Raw genomic sequence first — 18,780 nt, 5'->3', positions numbered from 1 at the left:
TTGACTACATCCTCCATAAAAAAGCCTGATTCGTCAGGCTTTTTGCTGTCTGAATTGGAACATGACTGTCCTATTTAGAGCGTTAGCAATAAATAAGATATAGATAGAAGAACAAAGTCCAAAACAGCTAAAAAAGTGCTTAAGCCTTATAGATTCGATCTTTTAGAAAAACAAAAAAGGCTTATCAATAAAACCGCTATTAAATATGTAAAAAACGCGTTTTGTTGATAGTTTAAATATCGTTATGCTGTGAGCCGTTATAATGAAACTACTAGCTGTACGCCATGTATTTATATACTGATTTTGATCAGCAACTGATCAATGAACGTGTTGCACAGTTCCGTGATCAAACGGAACGTTATTTAGCGGGTAAACTCACTGAAGATGAATACCGTCCGCTACGTCTCCAAAATGGTTTATACGTACAACGCTATGCGCCGATGTTACGTATTGCTGTTCCTTATGGTTTGATGAGCTCTACGCAGTTACGCAAGGTTGCGGAATTGGCGAAAGAATATGACCGTGGTTATGCACACGTGTCAACACGTCAAAACATTCAGTTTAACTGGCCTGCACTTGAAAATGTGCCTGACATGCTTGCCGAATTGGCAACTGTGCAGATGCATGCAATTCAAACTTCAGGTAACTGTATTCGTAACACCACAACTGACCAATACGCAGGTGTAGTTGCGGGTGAAGTTGCAGACCCACGTCCAACGTGTGAATTGATTCGTCAATGGTCAACCTTCCACCCAGAATTTGCCTTCTTACCACGTAAGTTCAAAATTGCAGTGTCTGCTTTAGCAGAAGTGGATCGTGCTGCGACTTCATTCCACGATATCGGTGTATATATCGTGAAAAATGAGGCAGGCGAGATCGGTTATAAAATCAAAGTGGGTGGCGGTCTAGGTCGTACACCAATCATTGGTTCAATCATCAAAGAATGGTTGCCTCGTGAAGATTTGATTGCTTATCTTGAAGCGGTACTGCGTGTCTATAATCTACATGGTCGCCGTGACAACAAATACAAAGCCCGTATCAAAATTTTAGTCAAAGCATTAACGCCAGAAGTGTTTGCAGAAAAAGTGGAAGCAGAATTTGCTCACACAGTCCAAACATTAAAAGTAGATGCTGAAACTTTAGCGAAACTTGATGAAGAGTTTACTCCATTTGCATATCAGCAATTGGCAGATGAAGACTTTACAGCATTATTTGCTGAACATCCTAAGTTCAAACAATGGTTTAACATTAATACCAATGCTCATAAAGTGTCGGGCTATCGTATTGTCACCATTTCGCTAAAACGTGCGGGTATTGCACCAGGTGATGTGACAACTGAAGAAATGAATTTGATTGCAGACCTTGCAGACAAATATACGTTCGGTGAATTACGTACCACGCATGAACAAAATATTTCGTTGGTCGATGTACCGCAAAAAGATTTGTTTGAATTGTGGCAAACCCTTGAACAAAACGACTTGGCGCGTGCGCATATCGGCTTTATTACCGATATTATCTGTTGCCCAGGCGGAGACTTCTGTTCATTGGCAAATGCGAAATCAATTCCAATTTCTGAAGCAATTTCACGTCGTTTTGATGACCTAGATACTGTTTACAATCTGGGTCATATCGACTTGAACATTTCAGGCTGTATGAATGCTTGTGGTCATCACCACGTGGGTAATATTGGTATTTTAGGTGTCGATAAAAAAGGCGCTGAATTCTACCAAATTACCTTAGGTGGTAATGCAGACCATGATGCTTCAATTGGTGACATCTTAGGGCCATCATTTGCAGCAGAAGTTGTGCCAGATATCATTGAAGAAATTTTGAATACTTATCTTGATTTACGTCAAGAAGGTGAAGAGTTTATTGAAACTTACCGCCGTGTTGGCATTCAACCATTTAAGGAGCGTGCTTATGCTTAATACCGCACTAAAAGTGCTCTCTAAAGATGGCACAGTTGCAGAAAATAGTTACCAATTGATTGGTGAAGATGCTGTATTACCACAAGGTGATGTAGTGTTGACTGTTGATCAATTGGATCAGCTTGCCAACATCACAGGTAAAAAAGCATTATTCATTACAGTGGATGCTTCTCCTGAAGTGAATGAATTTCCTTTAGACCAGTTAGATGCAATCTTTATTGATTTTGCAGGTTTCAACGATGGTCGTGGTTATTCATTTGCTGCACTGTTGCGTCGCCAAGGTTTCCAAGGCGAATTACGTGCGACAGGTGATGTGTTTAAGGATGTCTTAAACTATATGAAGCGTTCTGGTTTCGATACTTTTGTGATTAAAGAAGGTAAAGATATTCAAGAAGCTGCTGCAGGTTTAGCTGACTTCACCCATCCATACCAAGCTTCTACAGCAGTTGCTCAAGCAAGTTATCAAACTGGGGCTTAATTTTTTAAGCAGATAATAAAAAGCTGGACTTTGGTCCAGCTTTTTATATTTGGATTGTTGATTATATTTAAAATAATGGCGTATCAATAAACTTATAAAAGAAAGCTGCACCGAGGGATGGTGCAAGCAGGAGTGGAAATAGGAAGCCATAGACAGCACCTGCAATATGAGCTCGGTGGTCAATCAACGGAGAATGCCCTGAATGAATTGCATGCATGCTGTAGCACAGATAAATTGTTCCGAAGATAATGGCAGGAATTGGGATAAAATAGATATAAATCATTCCCCAAGGATCAAATAGAATTGCACTGAAAAGTACCGCATTAACTGCACCTGATGCACCCAAACTACGGTAAGAATTTAAACTTCGATTGTGAAGATAGCCTGGGATGGCTGCCACAATAACCGCACTACAATAGAACAAGACAAAACCCAGACCATTTAAATAGTCACGAAAAAACCATTCAATACTTCTCCCAAAGAAATAAAGTGTGAACATATTAAAGAAAAGATGCACACCATCATTATGGATAAAGCCATGGGTTAGGAATCGATCATATTGACCGTGCTTAATTGCTGAAATATTAAAAATCAAACGATTCATGATATTCCGATGCTGCCAAGCTGCAATAGAAGTCAAAATCGTGATGAAAATAATAAGAATAGTATGTGGTAGACCCGTCATTATCTTGTTATAAAGTTTGTTGAAAAATATGCGATGCACTATAACCTAAATGATTACTTATCAATAGGCTATATTGCATTCTAGTAAAATAATTAAAGAAAATTACTCATCTACTAACTGACAATTGACCATCCATTTCACGCCAAACTGATCGGTAAATGCCGCATAGAGTGCACCCCAAAAGGTCTTTTCCAAGGGCATTTCAATTTGCCCATTTTGTGAGAGCGCTTCATACAAACGTTGTGCTTCAGCTTGTTCGTGCTTCTCCAAATTAATTGAAATATAGTGATTGGTGCCTTTGATAAAAGGACTATTCGCTGCACAAAACTGTTCTGTGGTATCGGAGGCCATCAGAATTGTAAATTCATTAATTGGTAAGGAAACATGCAGAATATAATTTTTTTCTGCATCGCTGAGCTGAGATTTTCCATCAGAGGGCATTTCACCATAACGTTTTAGCATGGCAAACTCACCACCGAACACAGATTTATAAAAATTAAAAGCAGCTTCGGCTTCACCTTGGAAATTGAGATAATGGTTGAATTGCATTATTGTAGGTTCCATTTTTTATTTTGAGTGTCTTAATTTAACAGTCTTGCTCAAAAAGAATAAGGAAAAAATGTAAGCATAAAAAATCCCCCGTTAAGGAGGATTTTTTACTTAAGCATAGCGAATAGTAGAGTATTGAAACTTATAAAAGTTCAATCGCGACAGCCGTTGCTTCACCGCCACCGATACATAAAGCTGCAATCCCTTTCTTACCGCCAGTACGTTTTAAGGCGTGGATGAGCGTTAAAATAATCCGCGAGCCAGTTGAGCCTACTGGATGTCCAAGAGCACAAGCACCACCATTAATATTCACTTTTGCAGGATCAAGTTTAAAGTCGTCCATTGGACACATAGTCACCATTGCAAATGCTTCATTGATTTCCCAAAGGTCAACGTCTTGTGCATCCCAGCCAGTTTTCTTTAACACTTTCTCGATAGCGCCAACAGGGGCGATTGTGAACTCAGAAGGGTGTTGAGAGTTTGATGCATAAGCAACAATTTTCGCTAATGGTGTTAAGCCCTTGTTTGCTGCATTGTCGGCTGAAGTTAAAATCAGTGCTGATGCGCCATCAGAGATTGAACTTGCATTTGCAGCAGTAATCGTACCGTCTTTTGCAAATGCTGGACGCAATGTAGGAATTTTGTCGATATTGGCATTAAATGGTTGCTCATCTTTATCGATCACAACATCACCTTTACGCGTTGAAACTGTGACAGGAACAATTTCATCAGCAAAGTAACCTTCGTTGACCGCAGTTTGTGCACGTTGTAATGAACGAATAGCAAATTCATCCATTTGCTCACGGGTATAGCCACGGCTATTGGCCATATCTTGTGCAAATGAACCCATTAAACGACCAGTTTCAGCATCTTCTAATCCATCAAGAAACATGTGATCTTTAACTTCGCCATGACCCATGCGGTAACCTGCACGTGCTTTGGTCAAAATATAAGGTGCATTGGTCATCGATTCCATGCCACCTGCAACCACGATTTCAGCAGAACCCGCTTTAATCATATCGGCAGCTTGCATGACCGCTTTCATGCCAGAACCACATAATTTATTGATCGTAACGGCACTTGTTGAATCTGGTAAACCCGCTTGACGCATCGCTTGGCGTGCAGGACCTTGTTTCAAACCAGCAGGTAAAACACAGCCCATAATGACTTCTTCTACATCGGTCGGTTGTAAGCCAGCACGAGCAATTGCTTCCTTGATGGTTGTTGCACCAAGCTCTGGCGCTGTTAGACCAGATAAACTTCCTTGAAAACTGCCCATTGCAGTACGTGCGCCATTTACAATTACGATATCAGTCATTGATATATCTCCGAACGAGTATAATTGGTTATTGTTCAATCCTATGCAGTATATTGAAAACAGCAAATTAGATGTTGTTTTTGCAGTTGACTCATCGGTTTTCAACAATTGCTGAGGTCAATGCTACGTGAATTGCCCATTTTATTCAGGATAATTTTCATATGTTTTACCGTTGATGAGCAGTAATAGAAACTACCATTTGAGCCAATCGGGAGGCCATGTTCAGCCATAAAATTCAGACTAGGAAAGTGCAAGGTGCCACGCCAGTTTAGTGTGCCGTAGGATAAGTCAGTACGTTCTTGAGAAACTAAAATCTCATTTAAATCTAATTGTCTATTTTGATTCGAATCGAGGAATAAGATAAAGCCTTGTTCCCACATCTCTTCTTTACAGCTCTGCATATTTTCTGATGAGCACATAACAACATTGGTGTGATGTATAGCAGCATGCTGTTTTGCGAGTTGTATATTAGCTATAAGTTGCCTAAAAATTGTTCTGCGTTCTTGATTTGCTTTCATTTCGTGGTAATAAGGTAGGGCAAGCGTAACAAGTATTGACAAAACTAATATTGTAATGGCAAGTTCTGTTAATGTATAAGCCATATGTTTATTGATGTGCATATAAAATAACCTAAGTGTCTGTATTTTTTAAGTTAATAATGAATATTAATGTCTTGTTTTTTATTCATTTTATAATGAAAAATGTATTTCTCAGCGAATAAGAAAATGCTATAGTGAAGCGCAAGTAGCAACAAAGCTATTCTTAAAAAGAAAGAGATCATAAATTTACTGAACTACAACTGAAATTGTAAGTAATTTTGTCAATAATTTACTTGATTAAAATTATCAAACACTTGGACAAACGAATTAAGTGTTTGTATTATTCAAGGTGAGTAGCTTAAAAATAAAACTGGGGTATTTAAAAAAGCCTATCTCAGGATAGCTAAAATTTTAGGCTTAGCTTGAACAACAATTGTTTATCTCTGGAGGATAAATCCATGAAAATGAGTCGTATTGCTTTAGCGATGCTCGTAGCTGCACCTTTGGCTGCTGCTAATGCAGGTGTAACTATTACTCCATTAATGCTTGGTTATACTTGGCAGGATTCTGAGCACAATAATGACAAACTAACTAGCCATGCAGAATTACAAGACGATATGTTCGTTGGTGCTGCATTGGGTGTTGAATTAACTCCATGGTTAGGCTTTGAAGCTGAATATAACCAAGTTAAGGGTGACCTTGACGGTACTGGCGTACAGGGTGCTGAATACAAACAACGCACTGTAGCTGGTAACTTCTATGCTACTTCTGATTTGTTCACTAAAAACTATGACAGCAAAATCAAGCCATACGTACTTTTAGGTGCTGGTCAGACTAAAACTGATTTTGATGGCATTTACGAAGACAAAGAAGACACAATTGGTAATGCTGGTCTAGGTGCTTTCTGGCGCTTAAACGATGCATTGTCTCTTCGTACTGAAGCTCGTGGTACTTATGACTTTGATGAAAAGTTCTGGAACTACACAGCTTTAGCTGGTCTTAACGTTGTTCTTGGTGGTCACTTGAAACCTGCTGCACCAGTAGTAGAAGTTGAGCCAGTAGCTCCAGTTGAACCAGTTCCTGAGCAATTGACTGAAGACCTTAACATGGAACTTCGTGTGTTCTTTGATACGAACAAATCAAACATCAAAGATCAATACAAGCCAGAAATTGCTAAAGTTGCTGAGAAGTTAGTTGAATATCCAAACGCTACTGCTCGCATCGAAGGCCATACAGATAACACTGGTCCACGTGCATTGAACGAACGTTTATCTTTAGCTCGTGCTAACTCTGTTAAATCTGCTCTTGTAAATGAATACAATGTAGATGCATCTCGTTTGTCTACTCAAGGTTTCGCTTGGGATCAACCGATTGCTGACAACAAAACTAAAGAAGGTCGTGCTATGAACCGTCGTGTATTCGCGACAATCACTGGTAGCCGTACTGTTACAGTACAACCTGGTCAAGCTCAATAATTAATTATTGATTTTGATTTGAAAAAGCAGCCGTAAGGCTGCTTTTTCTTTGCTGTTAAAATATAAAAAAAGGTGAGATATTTAGTTTATATAAAAAACGAGCCTATTGGCCCGTTTCCTTAAATCTAGTTTTTACGTCTATTTACTGACCATCAAAAGTAATATGCGAGCTTGCATTCAATAAACGATCAGCACCTTCCTCAGAGAGTTTGATTTGTAGGCGTAAATCATTTGGTGAATCGGCATGTTTCAGCGCATCTTTATAAGTGATCTGCTTGGCTTTATATAAATCGTAAAGTGCTTGGTCAAAGGTTTGCATACCGAGTTCACGTGAACGCTTCATTAAATCTTTAATTTCGTGAATATCGCCTTTTCGGATTAAGTCAGAAATTAATGGTGAATTAATCAAAATCTCAATTGCAGCACGGCGTGAATTACCATCAATCGTTGGAATGAGTTGCTGAGCGACCATGGCTTTCAAATTTAAGGACAAGTCCATGAATAATTGTCCATGACGGTCTGCTTCAAAGAAGTGAATGATACGATCAATCGCTTGGTTGGCATTGTTAGCATGTAGCGTTGCAAAAACCAAATGGCCTGTTTCTGCGAAAGCAATTGCGTAATCCATGGTCTCGCGTGAACGAATCTCACCAATCAGAATAACATCGGGTGCTTGACGTAAGGTATTTTTCAACGCAATTTCAAAGGAGTCGGTATCGATGCCTACTTCACGTTGAGTGATAATACAGCCTGCATGTTCGTGAATAAATTCGATCGGATCTTCAATGGTAATGATATGACCTTTAGAATTTTGATTACGATATCCAATAATTGAGGCCAAGGAAGTAGATTTACCAGTACCTGTTGCACCCACAAAAATAATGATGCCACGTTTGGTCATGGCTAAGTCTTTCAACACTGGAGGAAGCTTGAGTTCGTCCATGGTTGGAATTTTAGTTTCAATGCGACGTAGAACCATGCCTGGTTGGTCACGTTGTTGAAATGCACTGACACGGAAACGTGCTGTTTTTTCACGATTCATAATCGCAAAGTTACATTCACGTGTATCTGCAAATTCTTTACGTTGTTTATCACTCATAATTGAATTTAAGAGTTGACCAACAATTTCACCTGTTAACTTGGTTTTCGCAACAGGAACAATTTGACCATTAATTTTCATAGATGGTTCAACTTCAGCTGTGACAAAAAGGTCAGATGCTTTTTGTTGAATCATGAGATTGAGTAAGTCGTTAAAGTCCATAACCTTATCCTAATTCCGTTTTGATATTCTTATAAGAATGATTCTGGTTGTTTAGCAACAGTACGTGCTGTTTGTGGACTAATGATGCCTTTAGATACGAGCGTTTTAAGGCTTTGGTCTAAGGTAGACATACCATAGTTAGCACCAGTTTGAATGGCAGAGTACATTTGTGCAACTTTGTTCTCACGAATTAAGTTACGAATTGCAGGGATACCAATCATGATTTCATGCGCAGCGACACGACCACCGCCATTTTTCTTTAAGAGTGTTTGTGAAATAACGGCCTGTAAAGATTCAGACAGCATGGCACGAACCATATCTTTTTCTTCAGCAGGGAATACGTCAATCACACGGTCAATGGTTTTTGCCGCAGAGGTCGTATGTAGTGTACCGAAAACCAAGTGACCCGTTTCCGCCGCAGTTAAGGCAAGGCGAATAGTTTCAAGGTCACGCATCTCACCAACCAAAATAATGTCAGGGTCTTCACGCAGTGCAGAACGTAATGCTTCATTAAAACCATGCGTGTCACGATGTACTTCACGTTGGTTAATTAGACATTTTTTCGATTGGTGTACAAATTCGATTGGATCTTCGACCGTTAAAATATGGTCATAACGTCGATCGTTAATATAATCTAGCATCGCGGCTAAGGTGGTGGATTTACCAGAACCAGTTGGTCCTGTAACTAATACGATGCCACGTGGGTAGTCACAAATTTCTTTAAAAATATTGCCTAGACCAAGGTCATCCATGGTGAGAACTTTGGATGGAATGGTACGGAATACGGCACCAGCACCGCGGTTTTGATTAAATGCGTTTACACGGAAACGGGCAACGCCAGGTACTTCAAAAGAGAAGTCAGTTTCCAATTGTTCTTCATAATCACGACGTTGCTTATCATTCATAATGTCGTACACTAACTTGTGTACTTCTTTATGTTCTAAAGCTGGTAAGTTAATACGACGTACTTCGCCATCAACGCGAATCATTGGTGGCATACCCGCAGATAAGTGTAAGTCAGACGCCCCGTTTTTTGCAGAAAAAGCCAATAATTCTGTAATGTCCATGAATTCCCCGAGATCATATAAGTCTTAATTATTTTGATAGAATAATAAGGCTTTCCTGCCACTTAACCAACAGTTAGAGTTGCTTGAACGTAAAAAAAGATGAATGAAATGAGAATATCGTCAATGAATAGTTTGAAAGAGTCGCGAAATCAGGTTTTAGAGCAAATTGAGGCTGCGTGTCAACGTGCAGGACGTGAGTCTAAAACTGTGCAATTGCTTGCGGTATCAAAAACTCATCCAAGTGAAGCATTGCGTGAGATGTATGCTACAGGGCAGCATAAATTTGGTGAAAACTACTTACAAGAAGCACTTGAAAAGATTGAAGCTTTGGCGGATCTAGAAATTGAGTGGCATTTTATTGGACATGTGCAACGGAATAAGACCAAACTTTTGGCTGAAAAATTTTCTTGGGTACATGGGGTTGATCGCTTAATTATTGCAGAGCGCCTATCGACCCAACGTTTAGATTCACAGCGCCCCTTGAATATTTGCTTACAAGTCAATATTGATGGACAGGACAGTAAAGATGGTTGTCAGCCAGAAGAAGCCGCTGAGTTAGTTCAACGAATTAGCCAGCTTCCACATTTAAGACTGCGTGGCATTATGGTGATTCCCGCGCCGAATAATGTAGCTGCGTTATTGGATGCTCAAAAGTTGTTTGAGGCAGTTAAAGCATTACATACGCATCCTGAAGATTGGGATACTTTAAGCATGGGGATGTCAGGGGATTTAGAGGAAGCGATTGCAGCAGGTTCTACGATGGTACGGATTGGAACAGCATTGTTTGGTGCGAGAGATTACTCAAAATAAAGTAAAAAATATCTGCTTTGTAGGTTTTGGCTGACAGTATTTGATCCTTTTGTCTTCTAGGTGACTGCTTGGATTATTTATATGATGGACTCATCAGGAACAGGATGTTTCATTAGAATAATAATAACAGTGTAGAACGGATGCAAAGGGTATGACAGGAGTTGTACCACAGCAAGATCAAAAAAGCCTCGACAGGATGTCGGGGCTTTTTTAGTCTGTACGATTCCATTTCATATAATGGGATGGTCAGATTGAAACGTTAAGAAATTCATTAATTTTCATTGTTGATATGCGGGTTGGAGTGTTCTTTGTATTTTAGTTTGAGTTAATTGAATGCCGAATATTCAAGGAATAAAAAAACAGCCCGAAGGCTGTTTTTAATAGAAAAATTATTCTCGGTCTGGATTCATTGGGTTCACATCCATTTCTTTGTAGGAGATCAACTTGGTTTTGTATTTCCATTTATAACCAAGCCAAATTACCAAGAATAAGAAAATACCGATATAGGTTGATAAAACAGATAACCACTCACCCGCAAGTACCGCTTGGTAATTCTGACCTAGGACAACAATTGAACATAGGATAAAGGCAAACCATGGTGCAAAAGGGAAGAATTTTGCACGATAAGCTAAGTCTTCAATTTTATGTCCTTGTGCGATATACCCTTTACGGAAACGATAGTGTGAAACAGCAATGCCCAGCCAAACGATAAAACCGCACATCCCTGACATGTTGAGTAACCAGTTGAATACTTGTTCTTCACCAATAAAAGTGGTTAAGAAGCACAGTGCAGCAATTACTGTTGTTGCATAAAGTGCATTCATTGGTACGCCACGCGGATCAAGTTTACCAAACAGCTTAGGTGCGCTGCCGTTCTGTGCCATGTTAAACAGCATACGGGTTGATGTATACATGCCTGAGTTCCCTGCTGAAAGAATTGCAGTCAAAATCACGGCATTCATTGCACTCGCAGCAAAGGCAAAACCTGCTTTTTCGTAGAGTAAGGTGAAAGGGGATAACGCAATATTTTCAGACGAAGCCGCCTGTAAAAGCAAAGGATCATCGTATGAAATTAGGGTGCCGATGATGAAAATACACACGATATAAAATAACAAGATACGCCAGAAAATTTGTTTAATGGCAATAGGAATAGTCTTTTGAGGGTCTTTGGATTCTCCTGCAGCAACTCCGACCATTTCCGTTCCCTGAAAAGAGAATCCCGCAATCATGGCGACCCCAATGAGTGCAGATAGGCCACCAACAAAAGGTGCTTCACCCTTGGTCCAGTTTGCAAATGTTGAGACGCCTGAAGTCATCATGATTTTTGCAATTGTAAAGATACCAATAATGATGAACACAATAATCGCAAGGACCTTAACCAATGAGAAGAAGAACTCGCTTTCACCAAAGCCTTTCACTGTAAGTGCATTAATCCCAAACACAACGGCTAGGAACAGCGCACTCCAGTAAAATCCAGGAATATCTGGAAACCAGAATTTCATGATGAATTGGACGGCAACCAATTCAAATGCAACCGTAATTGCCCAGTTGTACCAATAGTTCCAACCAAGGGCAAAACCAAAACCACCTTCAACATATTTAGTGCCATAGGTAAAAAAAGCACCTGAAGTTGGGTTATGAGTTGCAAGTTCGCCTAGGCTGGTCATAAGAAAGTAAATCATCACGCCAATTAAGCAATAGGCGAGCAATGCACCGCCAGGACCTGCATTTGCAATGGTCGCACCTGAGGCAAGGAATAAACCTGTACCAATAGAACCACCAATGGCGATCATATTCAGATGACGAGCTCCAAGCTTACGCTTGAGTTGAGCTGGTTGAGTCGTTTCGCTCATCGTTGTTCCTTAAGATTTCTTTTGCGTGCTTGCAAACAGCACTTTAAAGCCTTGTTGATCGGCTTTGGTTGTACATTGACCAAAACTTTGCTCAATAAGTAATGGATAATTTAAAAAGCGATTGGCAACAATCCACAATTCACCATCTGATTTCAGATGACGGCGAGATGTTTTGCATAAATTTTCGCTGGCATTGTAATCTGTATGAATGCCTTGATGGAATGGGGGATTACTGACGATTGCGTGTAAAAATAGAGGGGCATCTTCAATGCCTCGTACTGCTTTAATCTCAAGTTGTTCTGGTAACAGATTATTTTTTTCAAAAGTCATTTTTGTGGACGCAAGTGCAAAGGCATCGACGTCTAAAGCAAAAATGCGATTTTTCGGATTTAACTTGGCTAAATAAGCACTGATAACGCCCGCACCACAACCAAAATCTGCAATTTTACCCGACGTTACTTCTGATAGATAAGGCAGTAAAACGGCTGTACCGACATCTAAACGATTCTGGCTGAATACGCCTGGTAACGCGCTAATCTGTAACTCACCTTTCGGTGTTTGCACAGTGTAGTGTTGTGCCCAGTCAGCTAAAGGTTTTGCGGTTACAGTCTTTTCAGTGACCAGTTGCCACATTTGGCAATGTCGGGCGCTGTCTAATTTGAGGCTTTTACCAAAAGGTTGTAGCTGTTTCGCGGCACGTTCCACTCCGCCTTTTTTTTCACCCACTAAAAAGATAGAAGAACCCACCGCCATACGACTGACCAGTTGGTGTAGCACATAGTTAAGTAATTCTTTTGATTTTGGAACAAAAACAATGGCTTGTTCAAAACTGACCTCTGGCAAATCTGTACCAAAATGTACAGAGCTTTGTTGAGCCTCAAAATATTGTAATTCGTTAAAATTCCATGTCCAAAAATGCGGTTTCACAGTCCCTGCGAGTTCTGAATTTAATTCATCACAAGGCGCATTGACCAACAGAATTGAACCAGAAAGAAACGCTTGCTGGCGAAGAACAACTTCACTTCGTGGATCCATCTTATTTACTCCATAGTAAAAACGATGCCCAGACAATGCTGGGCAAGGTGCATACAGAAATGAAAACTTATTTCTTCGTTTCAGGAAGCACAATATTTAAAATCAGTGCGGCAATACCACCTGTCGCAACACCCGAACTAAAAATGTTACGGAATAATTCTGGCAGATGTTCCAGAATTTGAGGCACTTGTGCAACACCTAAACCCAATGCGAGAGAAATCGCAATAATCAGCAGGGCACGGCGGTCAAGATGCACGCCTGACAGAATGTTAATTCCTGATGCGGCAACAGCACCAAACATGACCATGACAGCACCACCTAATACCGCTTGCGGAACAGCTTGAATCACACCTGCAACCGCAGGAAGTAAACCCAAAATGACCAACAGCGCTGCAATCCAGATACCCACGTAACGACTAGCCACCCCAGTGAGTTGAATCACACCATTATTTTGTGCAAACACCGAGCTAGGGAATGTGTTGAAAATCCCAGCGAGGAATGAGTTTGCACCATTCACCAATACGCCACCTTTGATACGTTCCATCCATGTTGCACCATCGACAGGTTGGTTGGAAAGTTTAGAGGTCGCGGTAATGTCACCAATCGCTTCTAAAGAGGTGACCAGATAAATAAACGCCATTGGAATAAATAGACTCCAAGAGAAGTCAATTCCAAAATGCATTGGCGTTGGCACTTGAATTAAAGGAGCATCTTTCAAACCTGAAAAATCAAGATGTCCCATAAAGCCTGCAAGGACATATCCCACAACCAATGCAATCAAGATCGCCGAACTTTTCACCCATGTAATACGAATACGGTTCAATAAGATAATTAAACCCAATACTGTACACGACATAATTAAATTGTCAGCGTTGGCAAAAGTATTGTTCGACATGGCTTGATAGCCACCCCCCATGCTAATTAAGCCTTCCTTAATTAAGGTCAAACCAATTAACAGCACCACAATGCCTGTGACCAACGGGGTAATTAACATTTTTACCCAAGGTAAAATGCGTGACACACCCATCTCAATGAATGAACCTGCAATCACCACGCCAAAAATGGCTGCCATAACAGACTCTACAGGGGTGCCCGCTGCCACCATGGCAGAGCCAATCCCGATGATTGGACCAATAAAGTTAAAACTTGTACCCTGAACAATCAGTAAACCTGCCCCAAAAGGACCGACTTTTTTACATTGTAAGAAGGTCGCAATCCCAGAAATGACCAAAGACATGGATAAAATCATGTTGGTATCTTCTTTGGATACACCTAAAGCCAAGCAAATGAGTAAGCCTGGTGTAACAATCGGAACAATAATGGCAAGTAAGTGCTGAAATGCAGCGAGGAAGGCAATGATCGGCTTTGGACGGTCATTTAAACCATAGACCAAATCAAGCTGGTCTTGCGAATGGGGAGATTGATTCTGATGAGACATAAGCCAAAAGCTGTGGGCCAAGATGGCGCTATTCTAATCGAGTTACACGGCTTTACAAAACAAAATGCCGACCGCTTGTGAAAAAAAATGAGCTTGTCAATAAACTGTCACTACTAAAATCTATTATTTTTCTGTATAATTTGCCCTCAAGTTTTAGGCTTATCGAATTCTATGTCAGATATCAAGAATCTCCGCAATATCGCAATTATTGCCCACGTCGACCACGGTAAAACCACACTTGTCGATAAATTACTTCAACAATCAGGTGCCCTCGGTGATCGCGCAGGTGAGATTGAGCGTGTCATGGACTCGAATGCACTAGAAAGTGAACGTGGTATTACCATTTTGGCAAAAAACACTGCCATCACTTGGTTAGACAAGCGTACTGATACAACTTACCGCATCAACATCGTCGACACCCCAGGACACGCAGACTTCGGTGGTGAAGTTGAACGTGTAATGTCGATGGTTGACTGTGTATTGTTATTGGTTGACTCTCAAGAAGGTCCAATGCCACAAACTCGCTTTGTAACTCAAAAAGCGTTTGCTCGTGGTTTGAAACCAATCGTAATTATCAACAAAGTTGACAAACCAAGCGCACGTTGTGACTGGGTAATCGACCAAGTATTTGACTTGTTCGACAACTTGGGTGCAACAGACGAACAGTTAGACTTCCCGATCGTTTATGCTTCAGGCTTACGTGGTGTTGCTGGTCCTTCTCCAGAAGAATTGGCTGAAGACATGACTCCGTTGTTTGAAACTGTAGTTGACATTGTTGAACCACCAGCAGTAGATGTTGATGGTCCATTCCAAATGCAGATTTCATCACTTGACTATAACAGCTTCGTAGGTGTTATCGGTGTTGGTCGTATTCAACGTGGTTCTGTAAAATTGAATACACCTGTGACTGTAATTGACAAAGAAGGCAATACACGTAACGGTCGTATCTTAAAAATTATGGGTTACCATGGTTTAGAGCGTGTAGATGTTGAATCAGCATCTGCGGGCGACATCGTATGTATTACAGGTATTGATGCATTGAACATTTCTGACACAATTTGTGATCCGAAAAATGTAGAAGCATTACCTGCATTGTCTGTAGATGAACCTACAGTATCGATGACCTTCCAAGTAAACAACTCACCGTTTGCTGGTAAAGAAGGTAAATTCGTAACTTCACGTAATATCCGTGAACGTTTAGACCGCGAATTAATTCATAACGTAGCACTTCGTGTTGAAGACACTGACAGTCCAGACCGTTTCAAAGTATCTGGCCGTGGTGAACTTCACCTTTCAGTTTTAATTGAAAACATGCGTCGTGAAGGCTTCGAAATGGGCGTATCTCGTCCACAAGTAATCATCAAAGAAATTGATGGTGAAAGACAAGAGCCCTACGAAAACGTAACGTTTGACGTTGAAGAGCAGCATCAAGGTGCTGTAATGGAACAAATGGGTCACCGTAAAGGCGAAATGACCAATATGGAAGTTGACGGTAAAGGCCGTATCCGTATTGAAGCAACTGTACCTTCACGTGGTCTAATCGGTTTCCGTTCTGAATTCTTGACCATGACTTCTGGTACAGGGATCATGACTTCAAGCTTCTCGCATTATGGCCCTGTTAAACAAGGTACTGTTGCGAAACGTCAAAACGGTGTATTGATCTCTATGGTTCAAGGTACTTGCTTGGGCTATGCATTGTTCAGTTTACAAGACCGTGGTCGTTTATTCGCTAAACCACAGTTAGAAGTTTACGAAGGTATGATCGTAGGTATTAACTCTCGTTCAGACGACATGGTAGTTAACCCAACTAAGGCGAAACAGTTAACTAACGTACGTGCTTCTGGTACTGATGATGCGTTGACTTTAACCCCTGCAATTGAATATACGCTTGAACAAGCGCTTGAATTCATTGAAGATGATGAATTAGTTGAAGTAACACCTAAGTCAATTCGTATCCGTAAGCGTTACTTGACTGAAAACGAACGTAAGCGTAACCGTGATAAATAATTGATTTTCATGTAATGCTTCTTAAAAACCGCTAATTCCGATTAGCGGTTTTTTGTATAAGTTATTCTACAAAGCGTTGTAGATAATTTACAAAACCAAGTAAATTAGATAGAAATATATAGATTTCAATAATGTATGCTGCGTCACATAAATTAAAGTCAAAAAAGAACTGGAGATTCCAATGAGTATTATTCAAGAATTCCGCGAATTTGCGGTGAAAGGTAACATGATTGATTTGGCTGTCGGTGTAATCATCGGTGGGGCATTTGGCAAGATTGTTGATTCATTAGTAAAAGACATCATCATGCCCTTGATTACTGTAATCACAGGTGGCGGTGTAGATTTCACGCAAAAATTCTTTGTGTTGGGTGATAATCCGAATAACCTACAGTCCTTAGATGAATTAACCAAAGCAGGCGTGAATGTTTTAACTTATGGTAACTTCCTCACTATTTTAATTAACTTCATCATTTTGGCGTGGGTAGTATTTTTAATGGTGAAAATGATTAACCGTATGCGTCGTAAACAAGAAGAAGTTGCACCAGAACCAGCGGCAACTCCAGAAGATATCCAATTGTTACGTGAAATACGTGATGAGTTAAAAAATAAATCTTAATTGATTTAGACTTCCTAAACGGCACTTTAAAGTGCCGTTTTTTATGCCATGACTTGCGTATGATAGGGCTAGTTTTTGTACATTTTTCCGATTAAGATGCGCGCTGATTTTTTAAATTGAAAGATGAAGATCCGATGAATCGCTTGTTTGTCTATGGGACTTTACGTCCAAATCAGGAAAATGCGCATATTTTAGAAGGCATTGGTGGAACATGGCAGAAAGGCTATGTAAATGGCGTAGTACACATTTTGGATTGGGGACCTGATAAAGGTTTACCTGCCATTGTACTGGACCAAGCGGCTCCCAAAGTGGAAGGTTATTTTTTTAGTACCGAAAAATTGACTGAGCATTGGTCTTCTTTAGATGAATTTGAAGGGATGCAGTATCAACGGGTCAAGGTTCAAGTTGAATTAGAGTCGGGCGAACGAACGGATGCTTGGATATATGAAATGAAAGCGGCTTAAACCGCTATCAAAAGGGCAGTGCCTAAAATCATATAAGGCGCAGGATCATTTTAGAATGCCATGCGGAATTTTATTTCAACCAAATGAAAGCCAAATTGGCTTTTCACTGGACCATGCAAGACATGTTCGGCTGCAGTAAAGACCAGTTTATCAATCACAGGTACCAATTGACCTTTTTTCACTTCACCGAGCTCGCCGCCACGCTTACCTGAATTACAGGTCGAGTATTGTTTGGCAATTTTGGCAAAATCGGCACCATCTAAAATCTTCTTTTTTAACTGCTCAGCTAACTCTTTATCTTTGACCAGAATATGTCGAACAATGGCTGTTTTCATTTGATCTTACCTCGCTTGATTGCTGTTGTTTTAGATACCTGTTTCAAGGGTTGGCATTGAGGGCAAAAGACACTAGCACGTTGTCCCAATTTTAAATTTTCCAATGTTGTTTCACAGTTCACACACATTTCACCCGCACGCCCATAAGCGAGTAAGGTTTGTTGAAAGTATCCATTTTCCCCCATCGCGTTACTATAATCTCTTAGCGTTGATCCACCCAGTTGAATGGCTTGTTGTAAAATTCTTTTGGTTTCCTCTACCAATTTTTCAATCTGACTCATCGATAAACTTGAGGCCATTTGTGCAGGATGTATACCTAAATTGAATAAGCTTTCAGTTGCATAGATATTGCCTACACCAACCACCACATGATTATCCATCAGTGCAATTTTTATGCCGACCTGTTTATTTTTCAGTTTTTGGCTTAAATATGCTGCATTAAATGCTTCGCTGAGAGGTTCAGGCCCTAAAGGTGCGAGCAGTTTTGCTTCAGTTTCTGCATCCCACCAAAGAATACAACCAAAGCGGCGCGGGTCATGATAGCGTAATTGAATGTCATCAAATTGAAGAATTAAATGATCGTGTTTGCGTTTTTCTTCATGAGCTTCGCATAGGCGAAAACTGCCAGACATACCTAAATGCCAAAGCATACGATCTTGTTCAAATTCTGCCAAAATATACTTAGAGCGACGCGTGAGTTTGAGTAGTTTCTGTCCTTGTAAGCGGTGCAAATCATCAGGTATTGGCCAGCGTAAACGTGGCTCAAAGACTGTGACAGATTGAACACTTTGTCCAATCAACGGGAGCAAGCTGGTTTTGGTGGTTTCTACTTCAGGTAATTCAGGCATAGGCTTCAAAATGACAGTTCTTAGACAACAAGGCTAATATCGGGCTGAATAGAAGGGAATGCAAGTCTTTTCAA

Annotated in this window: 18 protein-coding genes; 7 read left to right on the top strand and 11 right to left on the bottom strand. The window is 40.3% G+C overall.

Annotated elements, in window-relative coordinates; genetic code table 11:
- Positions 1 to 284: 284 nt before the first annotated feature.
- Both F4W09_RS12960 and F4W09_RS12955 read left to right on the top strand, forming a co-directional pair.
- Entirely contained in the window at positions 285 to 1,928 is a 1,644-nt protein-coding gene (locus F4W09_RS12960; RefSeq protein ID WP_044739258.1) for a nitrite/sulfite reductase, read from the top strand.
- A complete protein-coding gene (locus tag F4W09_RS12955) occupies positions 1,921 to 2,406 on the top strand; it encodes a DUF934 domain-containing protein (RefSeq protein ID WP_151505032.1) in 486 nt (161 codons plus the stop codon). The genes F4W09_RS12960 and F4W09_RS12955 overlap by 8 nt, the downstream gene beginning before the upstream one ends.
- A 67-nt stretch (positions 2,407 to 2,473) precedes the next feature.
- On the opposite strand, the gene F4W09_RS12950 is transcribed toward F4W09_RS12955, so the two are convergent.
- The 4 genes from F4W09_RS12950 to F4W09_RS12935 form a co-directional block, all read right to left on the bottom strand.
- A complete protein-coding gene (locus F4W09_RS12950) occupies positions 2,474 to 3,091 on the bottom strand; it encodes a rhomboid family intramembrane serine protease (protein WP_244948572.1) in 618 nt (205 codons plus the stop codon).
- Between the two features lie 102 nt (positions 3,092 to 3,193).
- The gene (locus tag F4W09_RS12945) at positions 3,194 to 3,640 is read right to left on the bottom strand and encodes a VOC family protein (RefSeq protein ID WP_016165379.1); all 447 of its coding nucleotides are present in this window, start codon (positions 3,638 to 3,640) and stop codon (positions 3,194 to 3,196) included.
- Between the two features lie 142 nt (positions 3,641 to 3,782).
- On the bottom strand, positions 3,783 to 4,958 hold the full coding sequence (locus F4W09_RS12940) for a thiolase family protein (RefSeq protein ID WP_044739261.1): 1,176 nt from the start codon (positions 4,956 to 4,958) through the stop codon (positions 3,783 to 3,785).
- A gap of 101 nt (positions 4,959 to 5,059) precedes the next feature.
- Positions 5,060 to 5,578, bottom strand: coding sequence for a GspH/FimT family pseudopilin (locus F4W09_RS12935; protein WP_016165377.1), 519 nt, complete (start codon positions 5,576 to 5,578; stop codon positions 5,060 to 5,062).
- A gap of 377 nt (positions 5,579 to 5,955) precedes the next feature.
- On the opposite strand from F4W09_RS12935, the gene omp38 reads away from it, so the two are divergent.
- On the top strand, positions 5,956 to 6,972 hold the full coding sequence (omp38, locus tag F4W09_RS12930) for an outer membrane protein Omp38 (RefSeq protein WP_044739262.1): 1,017 nt from the start codon (positions 5,956 to 5,958) through the stop codon (positions 6,970 to 6,972).
- A 142-nt stretch (positions 6,973 to 7,114) separates the two neighbouring features.
- On the opposite strand, the gene F4W09_RS12925 is transcribed toward omp38, so the two are convergent.
- Both F4W09_RS12925 and F4W09_RS12920 read right to left on the bottom strand, forming a co-directional pair.
- Positions 7,115 to 8,233 (bottom strand): PilT/PilU family type 4a pilus ATPase, encoded by a 1,119-nt coding sequence (locus F4W09_RS12925; RefSeq protein ID WP_044739263.1) that lies wholly within the window; start codon positions 8,231 to 8,233, stop codon positions 7,115 to 7,117.
- Positions 8,234 to 8,262: 29 nt separating this feature from the next.
- The gene (locus tag F4W09_RS12920; protein WP_016165374.1) at positions 8,263 to 9,300 is read right to left on the bottom strand and encodes a type IV pilus twitching motility protein PilT; all 1,038 of its coding nucleotides are present in this window, start codon (positions 9,298 to 9,300) and stop codon (positions 8,263 to 8,265) included.
- A 123-nt stretch (positions 9,301 to 9,423) separates the two neighbouring features.
- Here F4W09_RS12920 and F4W09_RS12915 point away from each other — a divergent pair, with 123 nt between their 5' ends.
- A complete protein-coding gene (locus F4W09_RS12915; protein WP_151505031.1) occupies positions 9,424 to 10,110 on the top strand; it encodes a YggS family pyridoxal phosphate-dependent enzyme in 687 nt (228 codons plus the stop codon).
- Positions 10,111 to 10,499: 389 nt separating this feature from the next.
- Here the strand turns inward: F4W09_RS12915 and F4W09_RS12910 are convergent, their stop codons facing one another.
- The 3 genes from F4W09_RS12910 to F4W09_RS12900 all read right to left on the bottom strand — a co-directional run bounded on the left by F4W09_RS12910 (position 10,500) and on the right by F4W09_RS12900 (position 14,436).
- Entirely contained in the window at positions 10,500 to 11,963 is a 1,464-nt protein-coding gene (locus F4W09_RS12910) for an amino acid permease (RefSeq protein WP_044739265.1), read from the bottom strand.
- Between the two features lie 9 nt (positions 11,964 to 11,972).
- Positions 11,973 to 12,998, bottom strand: a complete 1,026-nt coding sequence (locus F4W09_RS12905) for a methyltransferase (RefSeq protein WP_151505030.1) — start codon at positions 12,996 to 12,998, stop codon at positions 11,973 to 11,975.
- 67 nt (positions 12,999 to 13,065) lie between these two features.
- The gene (locus F4W09_RS12900) at positions 13,066 to 14,436 is read right to left on the bottom strand and encodes a uracil-xanthine permease family protein (RefSeq protein ID WP_044739266.1); all 1,371 of its coding nucleotides are present in this window, start codon (positions 14,434 to 14,436) and stop codon (positions 13,066 to 13,068) included.
- 171 nt (positions 14,437 to 14,607) lie between these two features.
- Between F4W09_RS12900 and typA the strand changes: the two genes are divergently transcribed.
- From typA to F4W09_RS12885, 3 genes are all read left to right on the top strand, one after another.
- Entirely contained in the window at positions 14,608 to 16,443 is a 1,836-nt protein-coding gene (typA, locus tag F4W09_RS12895; protein ID WP_016165369.1) for a translational GTPase TypA, read from the top strand.
- 181 nt (positions 16,444 to 16,624) lie between these two features.
- The gene (gene mscL, locus F4W09_RS12890) at positions 16,625 to 17,059 is read left to right on the top strand and encodes a large conductance mechanosensitive channel protein MscL (protein WP_016165368.1); all 435 of its coding nucleotides are present in this window, start codon (positions 16,625 to 16,627) and stop codon (positions 17,057 to 17,059) included.
- Positions 17,060 to 17,193: 134 nt separating this feature from the next.
- Positions 17,194 to 17,523 carry a gamma-glutamylcyclotransferase family protein gene (locus F4W09_RS12885; RefSeq protein ID WP_016165367.1) on the top strand — a complete coding sequence of 110 codons (330 nt, stop codon included), beginning with the start codon at positions 17,194 to 17,196 and terminating at the stop codon, positions 17,521 to 17,523.
- Positions 17,524 to 17,573: 50 nt separating this feature from the next.
- Here F4W09_RS12885 and F4W09_RS12880 read toward each other — a convergent pair whose 3' ends face one another.
- Both F4W09_RS12880 and mutM read right to left on the bottom strand, forming a co-directional pair.
- Entirely contained in the window at positions 17,574 to 17,858 is a 285-nt protein-coding gene (locus F4W09_RS12880; RefSeq protein WP_016165366.1) for a peptidylprolyl isomerase, read from the bottom strand.
- Positions 17,855 to 18,706: a bifunctional DNA-formamidopyrimidine glycosylase/DNA-(apurinic or apyrimidinic site) lyase gene (gene mutM, locus F4W09_RS12875; RefSeq protein WP_151505029.1), complete on the bottom strand. Its 852-nt coding sequence runs from the start codon at positions 18,704 to 18,706 to the stop codon at positions 17,855 to 17,857. The genes F4W09_RS12880 and mutM overlap by 4 nt, the downstream gene beginning before the upstream one ends.
- Positions 18,707 to 18,780 lie beyond the last annotated feature (74 nt).

Origin of the sequence: Acinetobacter tandoii (assembly GCF_008867985.1) — a bacterium.
Lineage (GTDB): Bacteria > Pseudomonadota > Gammaproteobacteria > Pseudomonadales > Moraxellaceae > Acinetobacter > Acinetobacter tandoii.
The sequence above is the reverse complement of the archived record's forward strand: the minus strand, read 5'-3'. Positions and strand labels throughout refer to the sequence as shown.

Coding starts and splice junctions, on each gene's coding strand:
- F4W09_RS12960 (WP_044739258.1), top strand. CDS start 285: ATGTATTTATATACTGATTTTGATCAGCAACTGATCAATGAACGTGTT.
- F4W09_RS12955 (WP_151505032.1), top strand. CDS start 1,921: ATGCTTAATACCGCACTAAAAGTGCTCTCTAAAGATGGCACAGTTGCA.
- F4W09_RS12950 (WP_244948572.1), bottom strand. CDS start 3,091: ATGACGGGTCTACCACATACTATTCTTATTATTTTCATCACGATTTTG.
- F4W09_RS12945 (WP_016165379.1), bottom strand. CDS start 3,640: ATGCAATTCAACCATTATCTCAATTTCCAAGGTGAAGCCGAAGCTGCT.
- F4W09_RS12940 (WP_044739261.1), bottom strand. CDS start 4,958: ATGACTGATATCGTAATTGTAAATGGCGCACGTACTGCAATGGGCAGT.
- F4W09_RS12935 (WP_016165377.1), bottom strand. CDS start 5,578: ATGCACATCAATAAACATATGGCTTATACATTAACAGAACTTGCCATT.
- omp38 (WP_044739262.1), top strand. CDS start 5,956: ATGAAAATGAGTCGTATTGCTTTAGCGATGCTCGTAGCTGCACCTTTG.
- F4W09_RS12925 (WP_044739263.1), bottom strand. CDS start 8,233: ATGGACTTTAACGACTTACTCAATCTCATGATTCAACAAAAAGCATCT.
- F4W09_RS12920 (WP_016165374.1), bottom strand. CDS start 9,300: ATGGACATTACAGAATTATTGGCTTTTTCTGCAAAAAACGGGGCGTCT.
- F4W09_RS12915 (WP_151505031.1), top strand. CDS start 9,424: ATGAATAGTTTGAAAGAGTCGCGAAATCAGGTTTTAGAGCAAATTGAG.
- F4W09_RS12910 (WP_044739265.1), bottom strand. CDS start 11,963: ATGAGCGAAACGACTCAACCAGCTCAACTCAAGCGTAAGCTTGGAGCT.
- F4W09_RS12905 (WP_151505030.1), bottom strand. CDS start 12,998: ATGGATCCACGAAGTGAAGTTGTTCTTCGCCAGCAAGCGTTTCTTTCT.
- F4W09_RS12900 (WP_044739266.1), bottom strand. CDS start 14,436: ATGTCTCATCAGAATCAATCTCCCCATTCGCAAGACCAGCTTGATTTG.
- typA (WP_016165369.1), top strand. CDS start 14,608: ATGTCAGATATCAAGAATCTCCGCAATATCGCAATTATTGCCCACGTC.
- mscL (WP_016165368.1), top strand. CDS start 16,625: ATGAGTATTATTCAAGAATTCCGCGAATTTGCGGTGAAAGGTAACATG.
- F4W09_RS12885 (WP_016165367.1), top strand. CDS start 17,194: ATGAATCGCTTGTTTGTCTATGGGACTTTACGTCCAAATCAGGAAAAT.
- F4W09_RS12880 (WP_016165366.1), bottom strand. CDS start 17,858: ATGAAAACAGCCATTGTTCGACATATTCTGGTCAAAGATAAAGAGTTA.
- mutM (WP_151505029.1), bottom strand. CDS start 18,706: ATGCCTGAATTACCTGAAGTAGAAACCACCAAAACCAGCTTGCTCCCG.